11 protein-coding genes are annotated in these 12017 nt (G+C 57.5%); 9 read left to right on the top strand and 2 right to left on the bottom strand.

All coding sequences use genetic code 11. The annotated features are described in order from the left end of the window. Positions 1-29: 29 nt before the first annotated feature. The 3 genes from aat (at position 30) to infA (ending at position 1794) form a co-directional block, all read left to right on the top strand. Positions 30-719 carry a leucyl/phenylalanyl-tRNA--protein transferase gene (aat, locus tag EC915_RS19115; protein WP_133752085.1) on the top strand — a complete coding sequence of 230 codons (690 nt, stop codon included), beginning with the start codon at positions 30-32 and terminating at the stop codon, positions 717-719. A 47-nt stretch (positions 720-766) separates the two neighbouring features. Then, positions 767-1474, top strand: a complete 708-nt coding sequence (locus EC915_RS19110) for an arginyltransferase (protein WP_133752084.1) — start codon at positions 767-769, stop codon at positions 1472-1474. A gap of 101 nt (positions 1475-1575) precedes the next feature. Further along, positions 1576-1794, top strand: a complete 219-nt coding sequence (gene infA, locus EC915_RS19105) for a translation initiation factor IF-1 (RefSeq protein WP_002553999.1) — start codon at positions 1576-1578, stop codon at positions 1792-1794. Between the two features lie 158 nt (positions 1795-1952). Here the strand turns inward: infA and clpA are convergent, their stop codons facing one another. Then, positions 1953-4223, bottom strand: coding sequence for an ATP-dependent Clp protease ATP-binding subunit ClpA (gene clpA, locus EC915_RS19100; protein ID WP_133752083.1), 2271 nt, complete (start codon positions 4221-4223; stop codon positions 1953-1955). 29 nt (positions 4224-4252) lie between these two features. Further along, positions 4253-4615, bottom strand: a complete 363-nt coding sequence (gene clpS / locus EC915_RS19095; protein WP_110950555.1) for an ATP-dependent Clp protease adapter ClpS — start codon at positions 4613-4615, stop codon at positions 4253-4255. A 223-nt stretch (positions 4616-4838) separates the two neighbouring features. Here clpS and cspD point away from each other — a divergent pair, with 223 nt between their 5' ends. The 6 genes from cspD to purB all read left to right on the top strand — a co-directional run bounded on the left by cspD (position 4839) and on the right by purB (position 11992). After that, a complete protein-coding gene (gene cspD, locus EC915_RS19090; protein ID WP_133752082.1) occupies positions 4839-5111 on the top strand; it encodes a cold shock domain-containing protein CspD in 273 nt (90 codons plus the stop codon). A 604-nt stretch (positions 5112-5715) separates the two neighbouring features. Beyond that, positions 5716-7941: an NADP-dependent isocitrate dehydrogenase gene (locus EC915_RS19085; protein ID WP_133752081.1), complete on the top strand. Its 2226-nt coding sequence runs from the start codon at positions 5716-5718 to the stop codon at positions 7939-7941. A 285-nt stretch (positions 7942-8226) separates the two neighbouring features. Then, the gene (locus tag EC915_RS19080) at positions 8227-8667 is read left to right on the top strand and encodes an NUDIX hydrolase (protein ID WP_133752080.1); all 441 of its coding nucleotides are present in this window, start codon (positions 8227-8229) and stop codon (positions 8665-8667) included. Positions 8668-8737: 70 nt separating this feature from the next. Then, positions 8738-9868 (top strand): tRNA 2-thiouridine(34) synthase MnmA, encoded by a 1131-nt coding sequence (gene mnmA / locus EC915_RS19075; RefSeq protein WP_133752079.1) that lies wholly within the window; start codon positions 8738-8740, stop codon positions 9866-9868. After that, on the top strand, positions 9868-10488 hold the full coding sequence (hflD, locus tag EC915_RS19070; protein WP_133752078.1) for a high frequency lysogenization protein HflD: 621 nt from the start codon (positions 9868-9870) through the stop codon (positions 10486-10488). The genes mnmA and hflD overlap by 1 nt, the downstream gene beginning before the upstream one ends. Before the next feature lie 133 nt (positions 10489-10621). Beyond that, entirely contained in the window at positions 10622-11992 is a 1371-nt protein-coding gene (gene purB, locus EC915_RS19065; protein ID WP_133752077.1) for an adenylosuccinate lyase, read from the top strand. Positions 11993-12017 lie beyond the last annotated feature (25 nt).

Raw genomic sequence — 12017 nt, 5'->3', positions numbered from 1 at the left:
CCCCTCCCCTCTTGGAAAGTCGGAACGCCATGCTGACCTGGTTACAACGCGACACCCTGGATTTTCCGCCGCTGGACAAGGCTATGCGCGAACCCAATGGACTTCTGGCAGGGGGCGGTGATCTTTCGGCGGATCGACTTATCCGGGCTTACCGTCACGGCTGCTTTCCGTGGTACCAGCAAGGTCAGCCCATTCTCTGGTGGTCACCGGATCCACGCACAGTGCTGTTTCCGGACGAATTGCACGTTTCTCGCAGCCTGGCAAAAGTACTGCGCCAGCAGCGTTACCAGGTGACCTTCGATCAGGATTTTCCGACCGTGATACGCGCCTGCGCTGAGCCGCGCGCCTACGCCGATGGCACCTGGATCACCGGCTCGATGCAAGCGGCTTATATCGAACTGCACGCGAGGGGTCACGCCCACAGTGTCGAGGTTCGGGAAAACGGAGAACTGGTGGGCGGTCTGTATGGCCTGGCCATGGGGCAGCTGTTTTTTGGTGAGTCCATGTTCAGTCGGGCTGACAACGCCTCCAAAGTCGGTTTTGCGATACTGGTCGAACATCTCAGGGACTGGGGATTCGTCCTGATCGATTGCCAAATGCCTACTCAGCACTTGCAAAGCCTCGGAGCCCGTTCGATTCCCAGGCAAAGCTTTGCAGCCTACCTGCACAATCACCTGGATCTGACAAACTCAGCCGACTGGTTACCCAGGCGAGTTTGATTGGGCTGGCATACACTCTTATCTATAGTTTTCCTCGAGGGTTGATCATGACCGAGCTGGCGCGGCTTAAGTTTTATGCCACTCAACCCCACTCCTGCAGCTACCTGCCCGAAGAGCAAGCCACAACGCTGTTCCTCGATCCCAGCCAGCCAATGGATGTCGAAGTCTATGCCGACCTTTCCGACATGGGGTTTCGCCGTAGCGGCGATCATCTCTACCGCCCGCACTGTCAGAACTGCAGTGCCTGCGTACCTGCCCGGATCCCGGTAGGCATCTTCGCCCCCGACCGCCAGCAAAAACGTATCGTCAAGAAGAACACCGACATTGAAGTCACCAGCGTCAAGCCTCACTTCAACGAAGAATATTTTGACCTGTACCAGCGATACATTGAACAGCGGCATGCAGACGGCGATATGTATCCACCGAGCCGCGAGCAGTTCTCGACCTTTCTGGTCCGCGACCTGCCCTTCTCCCGTTTTTACGAGTTCCGCCTGGAAAACCGGCTTCTCGCGGTCGCGGTAACCGACTTGCTACCCAATGGCCTGTCAGCGGTGTATACCTTTTACGAGCCAGGCGAAGAACGGCGCAGCCTGGGACGCTATGCCATCCTCTGGCAAATAGCCGAAGCGGCACGCCTGCAGCTGCAAGCGGTGTACCTGGGTTACTGGATAAAGAACTGCAAAAAGATGAATTACAAGACCCAATATCGCCCCATCGAACTGCTCACTAATCAAAGATGGGTCACTCTTTACTGAATCCCTTGGCTTGAACCCCATTTTTCGGGCACAATGCAGCCCGCTTTTGCCTGGCTGCCGTTTGCACCGGGCCATTCACTGGATACCGAGGGCTTTACTGCATGTCGAAAGAAGACAGCTTCGAAATGGAAGGCACTGTCGTCGACACCCTGCCCAACACCATGTTCCGTGTGGAGTTGGAAAATGGGCACGTCGTAACCGCGCACATCTCCGGCAAGATGCGCAAGAACTACATTCGTATTCTTACCGGCGATAAGGTTCGGGTTGAACTGACGCCCTACGACTTGAGCAAAGGGCGCATTACTTACCGCGCTCGCTAACAGGTCTTAACAAAAACGCCCGGCATCTGTCGGGCGTTTTTGTTGCTGCAATTTATTGGGCGCTTGAGTTCACTCCAGTATTTCAAGTGCTTGCAGATAGTGACAGGCAATAAAAAGGCGCCTGAATCGGCGCCCTTTTATCGTGCTTCAATGAAACGTCAGGCCATTTCCGCCGTGGTTTCATAGTCGAACGTGATCTCGCCATCCTTCAGGTCGATGTGTACGACACCGCCATGTTCGGACAACTCGCCGAAGAGAATCTCTTCAGCCAGTGGACGCTTGATCTTGTCCTGAATCAGACGTGCCATTGGGCGAGCGCCCATCTGCGCATCGTAACCACCTTCCGCCAGCCAGCTGCGCGCTGCATCGGAGACTTCGAGCAATACCCGCTTGTCCTCCAGCTGCGCCTGGAGTTCGGTGAGGAACTTGTCCACCACACTCTTGATAACCTCGTGGCTGAGACGACCAAATTGAATGATAGTGTCCAGACGGTTGCGAAACTCCGGCGTGAAGCTCTTCTTGATGACTTCCATGGCATCGGACGAATGATCCTGATGCGTGAAGCCGATCGAAGCGCGCGCTGCGGTTTCTGCACCGGCATTGGTGGTCATGATGACGATCACATTGCGAAAGTCCGCCTTGCGGCCGTTGTTGTCGGTCAAGGTGCCATGGTCCATCACCTGCAGCAGCAGGTTGAAGACCTCCGGGTGCGCTTTTTCGATCTCATCGAGCAGCAACACGCAGTGAGGCTGCTTGGTGATGGCTTCGGTCAGCAGACCGCCCTGATCGAAACCTACATAGCCCGGTGGCGCACCGATCAGACGCGATACGGTATGACGCTCCATATACTCGGACATGTCGAAACGCACCAGCTCGATGCCCAGCGCCTTGGCCAACTGACGCGCAGCCTCAGTCTTGCCAACGCCGGTCGGGCCTGCGAACAGGAACGAGCCTACAGGCTTATCCGGCGATTTGAGGCCTGCACGGGACAGCTTGATTGCAGTGGACAACGAATCGATCGCCGCGTCCTGGCCAAACACGGTCAGTTTGAGGTCGCGTTCAAGGTTACGCAGCAGCTCCTTATCGGAACTGTTGACGTGCTTCGGCGGAATCCGCGCGATTTTCGCGACGATATCTTCAACCTGGGGTACTTCTATACGCTTGACGCGAAGCTCAACTGGCTGCAAACGCTGGTAAGCACCCGCCTCGTCGATGACGTCAATTGCCTTGTCCGGCATATGGCGATCATTGATATAGCGTGAGGCAAGTTCAGCCGCCGCACGCAGCGCTTCATCACTGTATTCAATGCTGTGGTGCTGTTCGAAACGACCTTTCAGACCACGCAGGATGCCGATGGTGTCTTCAACCGAGGGCTCAGATACATCGACTTTCTGGAAGCGACGAGCCAGCGCACGGTCTTTTTCGAAGATCCCGCGGAATTCCTGGAACGTGGTCGAACCGATGCAACGGATATCACCCGAGGACAGCAGCGGCTTCAGCAGATTGGAAGCATCCATCACACCACCCGACGCCGCCCCGGCACCAATGATGGTGTGGATTTCGTCGATGAACAAAATGGCATGCGGACGCTTCTTCAACTCACCGAGCAGCGCCTTGAAGCGCTTCTCGAAGTCACCGCGGTACTTGGTACCGGCCAGCAAGGCACCCAGATCCAGGGAATAGACGACGCTGTTAGCCAGCAGGTCGGGCACCTGATTGTCGACGATACGCTTGGCCAGACCTTCGGCGATGGCGGTTTTACCGACACCGGCCTCGCCGACCAGCAGAGGGTTGTTCTTGCGACGGCGCGCGAGAATCTGAGCAACGCGCTCGACTTCCAGCTCACGACCGACCAGAGGATCGATGCGGCCCTGACGGGCCAGCTCATTCAGGTTGCTGGCATAGGCATCCAGAGGATTGCCCGAAGAAGATGACTCACCGCCCTCATCATCCTGCATATCTTGCTCACCTTCAGAGTGATCGCCATGCCCAGGCACCTTGGATATGCCATGAGCGATGTAGTTGACTACATCGATACGAGCAACGCTCTGCTGCTTGAGCAGAAACACCGCCTGACTCTCCTGCTCACTGAAAATAGCCACCAGAACATTGGCACCGGTGACCTCACGCTTGCCGGAACTCTGCACATGGAACACGGCACGTTGAAGCACACGCTGAAAGCCCAAGGTCGGCTGGGTCTCGCGATCCTCGTCGTGTACGGGAATCAGCGGCGTGGTGGAGTCGATGAACTCCTGAAGGTCGTGTTTAAGTTTGTCGAGGTTTGCGCCGCAGGCACGCAGAACAGTGGCGGCAGCCTCATTGTCCAATAGGGCGAGCAAAAGGTGCTCTACGGTCATGAACTCATGACGTTTGGAGCGGGCCTCCTTGAAAGCCAAATTGAGGGTGACTTCGAGCTCACGGTTTAACATAGCTTCACCTCATACCCAAGTGTCCGGCGTTAACCGTCCTTCTCGATCTCACAGAGTAGCGGATGCTGGCTTTCCCTGGCGTATTGGTTGACCTGCATTGCCTTGGTCTCGGCGATGTCGCGGGTAAACAATCCGCAGACTGCCCGTCCCTCTGTATGGACGGCCAGCATGACCTTGGTTGCCAGCTCACGATTCAGGTTGAAGAACACCTCGAGCACTTCGACCACAAAATCCATCGGGGTGTAGTCATCGTTGAATAAAACCACCTTATACATCGGTGGCACCTGCAATGTCGGCTTGGCTTCCTGTACAGCGATGCCCGCAGCTTCGTCCTCATGGGATTGCGGATCATCCTGATTGAATGTTAGTCGAATCTTGCTGATTGCATGCATGGTAAAGAAGGTTCGTAGGGGACGTAATTGAAATAAGTAGTCACGGCCATGCAGGTTTTCAACTGGACCGCCGCGAGACCTTGACTATCGGCTAATCGGTGTTACAAAGAATAGAACCCACATTGGGTAAAAAGGGTCCGCGCAGTCAACCAAAATTTTTTAGGTCCGGCGGATGAGAGTTGATGATACTCCCCATCGGAGTCCTTTGCAGAGGGATGTGACTATGTCAAGCGGTAAGGTCAAGTGGTTCAATAACGCCAAGGGGTATGGCTTCATCAATGAGGAGGGCAAGACCGAAGACCTCTTTGCTCACTACTCGGCGATCAACATGGGTGGCTACAAGACGCTCAAGGCTGGCCAGTTGGTTAAATTCGAAATCATTCAGGGCCCGAAGGGACTGCACGCCGTCCAGATCGAGGAGGATAAGGATAGAGTAGCGTCCAGTCCGAATCAGGAAGCACCGTCCCCCCATCAACAGCAGCATGAGCATAGCTAAACTTTCCACCTGAGCCAGACCGTTCAGCGCGAGACCCGGGAAGCCGGTCATCACCTACCCTGTGCTGACCGGTTTTTTCTTTCTCCCTCTCCACTTCTACGTCTATGGGACGCGAACGAAGACGGATGCTATTCCCCGCTGACTCATCACAGGTTCAGGTCCGAGTACGCCTTTAGTCGAAATCCGACTTGTGATTCAGTTCCCCTTCGCCAAGCTCGAATCACTGCGACAGTCTGCCGCAGGCCCCATGGGACGCGGGCTTCAAGGATTCGCGGATTTTTCAAGGTGGCACTCAGGCCGATTAATCGCTCAACACGAGTGTCAAGCGTTCACGCTGCTATCGTATTAATGGGCGGGACCGGTGGTATACTTGCCGCCGGTGACCATTGGGTCATCGGGGGCCGAGCCATCTGAAACGAGACTTTCAGCCCTCGAAAGGCCGCACTCTCAACCGGAGTCCGGCCGCTTGATGCTCGACTGATGCACCCCATATCACGCGACGAAATTCTCGACTTTCGGCTCATCGATATCTTGGGCGAAAGTGCCTATTCTGCGCATCTCGAAATTTTGTGTACGCTCAGCAAAGAAGAGAGTTATCCCGAAAATGTCCAACCGCTCGAAGATCATCTATACCTTCACCGACGAAGCTCCTGCCCTCGCCACCTACTCACTGCTTCCTATCATCGAAGCGTTCACCGCCTCCGCAGACATCACCGTCGAAACCCGCGACATCTCTCTTGCAGCCCGTATCCTGGCCAGCTTTCCCGAGCGCCTGGGTGACAAGAAGGTTTCCGACGATCTGGCAGAGCTTGGCGAACTGGCGACGACTCCAGAAGCGAACATCATCAAGCTGCCGAACATCAGCGCTTCGGTCCCGCAATTGAAAGCGGCGATCAAGGAACTGCAGGCCAAGGGCTACGATGTCCCGGACTATCCGGATGAAGTCGTGACCGAAGCTGACAAGGTCGCTCGTGCTGGCTACGACAAGGTAAAAGGCAGTGCCGTAAATCCGGTTCTGCGTGAAGGTAACTCTGATCGCCGCGCACCGCTTTCCGTCAAGAACTACGCACGCAAGCACCCGCACAAGATGGGCGCCTGGGCTGCAGACTCCAAGTCCCACGTTGCTCACATGGACAACGGTGACTTCTACGGCAGCGAGAAATCCTCGCTGATCGAAGCTGCGGGCTCGGTCAAGATCGAATTGGTCGGCAACAACGGCAGCACAACCGTACTCAAGGACAAGACTTCGGTGCTGGCCGGTGAAATCATCGACTGCGCCATCATGAGCAAGAAAGCTCTGCGCGCATTCGTGGCCAAAGAGATCGAGGACGCCAAGAAACTGGGCGTACTGTTCTCCGTTCACCTGAAAGCCACCATGATGAAGGTCTCCGACCCGATCATGTTTGGCGAATTCGTTGCCGAGTACTATCAGGATGCGCTGAACAAGCACGCTGACGTCCTGAAGGAAATCGGTTTCAATCTGCACAACGGCATCGGCGATCTGTACACCCGCATCAAAGACCTGCCAGCCGATCAGCAGGCGCAAATCGAAGCGGACGTCAAAGCCGTCTACGCCACCCGCCCTCCTCTGGCAATGGTCAACTCCGACAAGGGCATTACCAACCTGCACGTGCCAAGCGACGTCATCGTCGACGCCTCGATGCCTGCGATGATTCGTGATTCCGGCAAGATGTGGAACAACGACGGTGTCCTGCAGGACACCAAGGCGGTGATCCCGGATCGCTGCTACGCCACGATCTACCAGGCGGTCATCGAAGACTGCAAGAAACACGGCGCCTTCGATCCGACCACCATGGGCAGCGTGCCGAACGTTGGCCTGATGGCGCAGAAAGCCGAAGAGTACGGGTCGCACAACAAGACCTTCCAGATCGAAACCGACGGCGTGGTCCGCGTCACCGATGACAAAGGTCAGGTGCTGATGGAGCAGACCGTCGATGCCGGCGATATCTGGCGCATGTGCCAGACCAAGGACGCGCCGATCCAGGACTGGGTCAAACTGGCGGTCAACCGTTCGCGCCTGAGCAATACGCCAGCTATCTTCTGGCTGGATCCGGAGCGGGCCCACGACGCCGTCATGATCAAGAAGGTCGAGCAATACCTGAAGGATTACGACACCACGGGCCTGGACATCACCATCAAATCACCTGACGACGCGATGAAGGTTTCCCTGGAGCGTATTCGCGCTGGCAAGGACACCATCTCGGTGACCGGTAACGTGCTGCGTGACTACCTGACCGACCTGTTCCCGATCATGGAACTGGGCACGAGCGCCAAGATGCTGTCGATCGTCCCTCTCATGAATGGCGGCGGTCTGTTCGAAACCGGCGCTGGCGGTTCGGCCCCCAAGCACGTTCAACAGCTCAACGAAGAAAACTTCCTGCGCTGGGACTCGCTGGGTGAATTTCTGGCGCTGGCGGCTTCGCTGGAGCACTTGGGCAACAACTACGGCAACAAGAAAGCACTGATACTTGCCACTGCCCTGGACAAGGCCACCGGCCAGTTCCTGGACAACAACAAGTCGCCATCGCGCAAAGTTGGCGGGATCGACAACCGTGGCAGCCATTTCTACCTGGCGACTTACTGGGCCCAGGCCCTGGCTTCCCAGACCGACGATACGGAACTGCAAGCCAAGTTCACCGAGCTGGCGAAAACCCTGGCGGACAACGAAGCGACCATCGTCGCCGAGCTGAACAGCGTACAGGGCAAGCCTCTGGACATTGGCGGTTACTATTTTGCGACGCCAGAACTGGCCAGCAACGCCATGCGCCCTAGCAAGACCCTGAACGATGCGATCAACGCGCTGAAGTAAGGCTTGCTGGATCGACGGTTAATGCCGCCGAACGCAACATGAAAGCCCCGGCCCTGCGCCGGGGCTTTCTTTTAATGTGTACACGACTACGGCCAACCTTGATCCTCGGTGCAGCTTGCACAGGTTACGACGGTGGCGAATGCACCCGGTCAGGTGAAAATCCGGTGACTGACCCGCCGCCTTCGCTGCCGTCGTAACCTCCGGTGTCTCTCCTACTAGGAACTGCGTCGGATTGGAGATTTTGCCGCCGCATACGATCCGCACGAGCACTCATGGAGATTTGCAATGACCTGGCAACCTCACATCACAGTCGCCACCGTTATCGAAGACAACGGCCTTTTTCTGTTCGTCGAAGAATTGAAGAACAACAAGCTGGTGCTGAATCAGCCCGCCGGACACCTTGAACCTGACGAAACCCTGCGCGAAGCGGCCATACGCGAAACGCTTGAGGAAACCGGCTGGGACGTCGAACTGACCGGCGTGGTCGGCATTTACCTGTACACCGCTCCGAGCAACGGCGTGACGTATCAGCGGGTCTGCTTTGCTGCCAAAGCCGTCAAACACCATCCCGAGCGCGCTCTGGACACCGGCATCATCGGCGCTCCGTGGCTCACCCGCGAGGAGCTGGCCAGCCAGCCCGAACGCTGGCGCAGCCATCTGGTTCTGGATTGCATCGACGATTACCTCGCAGGGCCCGTTCATAGCCTGGATGTCGTGCGCAAATGAATAGCTTTTAGCCTTGGGGCCGACACCCTGCTAGAATCGCGTCCTTTTCCAGGCTACCCATCGAATACCTATGTCTGATTCAGCCTTTTCCAATCCAGAGAAGAAGCGCGTCATCGTCGGCATGTCCGGCGGCGTGGATTCTTCGGTCTCCGCTCTTCTGCTCATCGAGCAGGGTTATCAGGTGGAAGGCCTTTTCATGAAGAACTGGGAAGAAGACGACGGAACGGAATACTGTACCGCCATGGACGACCTCGCGGACGCCCAAGCCGTGTGCGACCGGATCGGTATCACGCTGCACACGGTGAACTTCGCCGCCGAGTACTGGGATAACGTCTTCGAGCACTTTCTCGAAGAGTACAAGGCCGGGCGCACACCGAACCCGGACATCCTGTGCAACCGTGAGATCAAGTTCAAAGCCTTTCTGGATTACGCCTTCATGCTCGGCGCCGACCTGATCGCCACCGGCCACTATGTGCGTCGTCGCGACATTGATGGTTGTACCGAACTGCTCAAGGGTCTGGACCCGAACAAGGACCAGAGCTACTTCCTGCACGCTGTCGCTGGTGAGCAGATCGCCAAGACCCTGTTCCCGGTCGGCGAGCTCGAGAAACCCGAAGTCAGGGCGATTGCAGAGAAGTATGAACTGGCGACCGCCAACAAGAAGGATTCCACCGGAATCTGCTTCATCGGCGAGCGTCGCTTTACTGATTTCCTAAAGCAGTACCTGCCTGCGCAGCCGGGCGAGATCAAGACCACGACTGGCGAAGTCATCGGCCGTCACGCTGGCCTGATGTACCACACCATCGGCCAGCGTCAGGGCTTGGGTATCGGCGGGCTCAAGGATGCCGGCGATGAGCCGTGGTACGTGCTGAAAAAAGACCTGGCACGCAACGAACTGATCGTCGGTCAAGGCAATGAACACCCATGGCTGTTCTCCCGCGCCCTGCTGGCCTCGGAAATCTACTGGGTCAATCCCGTCGACCTGAGCACGCAGCGCGCGCTGACCGCCAAGGTTCGCTATCGCCAGGGCGACCAGAGCTGCACGTTGGAACGCACCGCCAACGGCTACCGCGCCACCTTCGATGAGCCGCAACGAGCCGTGACACCCGGCCAGTCGGTGGTGTTCTACGATGGGGAAATCTGCCTTGGCGGCGGCGTCATCGAAACTGCCGAACCTTGGCACAGCCAGGACCTTCACTGATGAGTCCGATCCAGGAGCAACTCACCGCGCTGGGCGGCGTCTTCCAGGCTGCCGTACTGGTGGACCGGATTGCCAAGACCGGCCAGGCCAGCGAAGCCACTGTTGGCTGCCTGCTCGGGGGGTTGCTGGTGATGGACCCCAAGGACACGCTGGACGTGTTCGGCGGCGACGACCTCAATCTGCGCGAAGGCTATCGCGCCCTCGCCAGCGCCCTGGAGCGCGACCCCGGCACCCTGCAGCGTGAGCCGCTGCGCTACGCTCTGGCGATGCTCGGCCTGGAGCGTCAACTGTCCAAGCGTGACGACATGCTCGACACCATCGGCAGGCGCCTGCCGCAGATCAAATCCCAGGTCGAACACTTCGGTATCGTTCACGAGAACGTTATCGCCGCCAGCGGTGCGCTGTATCAGGAAACCCTCAGTACCTTGCGCCAGCGGATTCAGGTCCATGGCGACATGCGCAACCTGCAGCAACCCAACAATGCCTCGAAAATCCGCGCCCTTCTCTTGGCCGGTATTCGCTGTGCGCGACTTTGGCGACAAGTGGGCGGTCATCGTTGGCAGTTGGTCCTCAACCGTCGCAAGTTATTGAAAGAATTGTATCCCTTGATGCACGGCTGATTGCCGAGCGCCCAGAAACAACGGATTTTACCCATCATGGCGCGGTGGATCTGGCTCAGTCGGTCTCGGCTGATCAGGATTTTCATGTATGATACGCGCCCCATTTCGTTGCCCGACTGTCCGAGAACACCCCATGCAGCTTTCTTCGCTCACTGCGGTTTCCCCTGTAGACGGCCGCTACGCCGGCAAAACCCAGGCCCTGCGCCCTATTTTCAGCGAATACGGCCTGATCCGTTTCCGCGCTATGGTAGAAGTCCGTTGGCTCCAGCGCCTGGCGGCTCACCCGCAAATTCCGGAAGTCCCAGCGTTTTCTGCCCAAGCCAATGCTCTGCTCGACATACTGGCCACAGACTTCGCGCTGGAGCACGCCGAGCGTGTGAAAGAGATCGAACGCACCACCAACCACGACGTCAAGGCCATCGAGTACCTGCTCAAGGAGCAGGCGGCCAAATTGCCGGAACTGGCCAAGGTCAGCGAATTCATCCACTTCGCCTGCACCAGTGAAGACATCAATAACCTGTCCCATGCGCTGATGCTGCGTGAAGGCCGCGACACTGTGCTGCTGCCGCTGATGCGTCAGATTGCCGAGTCCATTCGCGAGCTGGCGATCCGTTTCGCCGCCGTGCCGATGCTCTCGCGCACCCACGGTCAGCCTGCTTCGCCCACCACCCTGGGCAAGGAACTGGCCAACGTCGTCTATCGCCTGGAGCGCCAGATCGCGCAGGTCGCTGCCGTGCCGCTGCTGGGCAAGATCAATGGCGCCGTCGGCAACTACAACGCACACCTGTCGGCCTACCCGGATATCGACTGGGAAGCCAACGCCCGCGCCTTCATCGAAGACGAACTGGGCCTGGGTTTCAACCCCTACACCACGCAGATCGAACCGCACGACTACATTGCCGAGTTGTTCGACGCGATCGCCCGCTACAACACCATCCTGATCGACTTTGACCGCGACATCTGGGGCTACATCTCCTTGGGCTACTTCAAGCAGAGGACCGTCGCAGGCGAAATCGGCTCCTCGACCATGCCCCACAAGGTCAACCCGATCGACTTCGAAAACTCCGAAGGCAACCTGGGTATCGCCAATGCACTGTTTCAGCACCTGGCCAGCAAACTGCCGATCTCCCGCTGGCAGCGCGACCTGACCGACTCCACCGTGCTGCGCAACCTCGGCGTGGGCTTTGCTCACAGCGTGATTGCGTACGAAGCGAGCCTCAAAGGTATCGGCAAGCTGGAGCTGAACGAGCAGAAAATCGCTGCTGACCTGGACGCTTGCTGGGAAGTGCTTGCCGAGCCGATCCAGACCGTCATGCGTCGCTACGACATCGAAAACCCCTACGAGAAACTCAAGGAATTGACACGCGGCAAGGGCATCAGCCCTGAAGCGTTGCAGACTTTCATCGATGGGCTGGATATGCCGCCCGAAGCTCGCGCGGAGCTGAAAAGACTCACCCCTGCCAATTACATTGGCAGCGCAGTTGCTCAAGCCAAGCGCATCTGATCCTACGCATTTGCTCTGCACGCCC

It is taken from the genome of Pseudomonas sp. LP_7_YM (genome assembly GCF_004364435.1).
Classification (GTDB): Bacteria; Pseudomonadota; Gammaproteobacteria; order Pseudomonadales; family Pseudomonadaceae; genus Aquipseudomonas.
The sequence above is the reverse complement of the archived record's forward strand: the minus strand, read 5'-3'. Positions and strand labels throughout refer to the sequence as shown.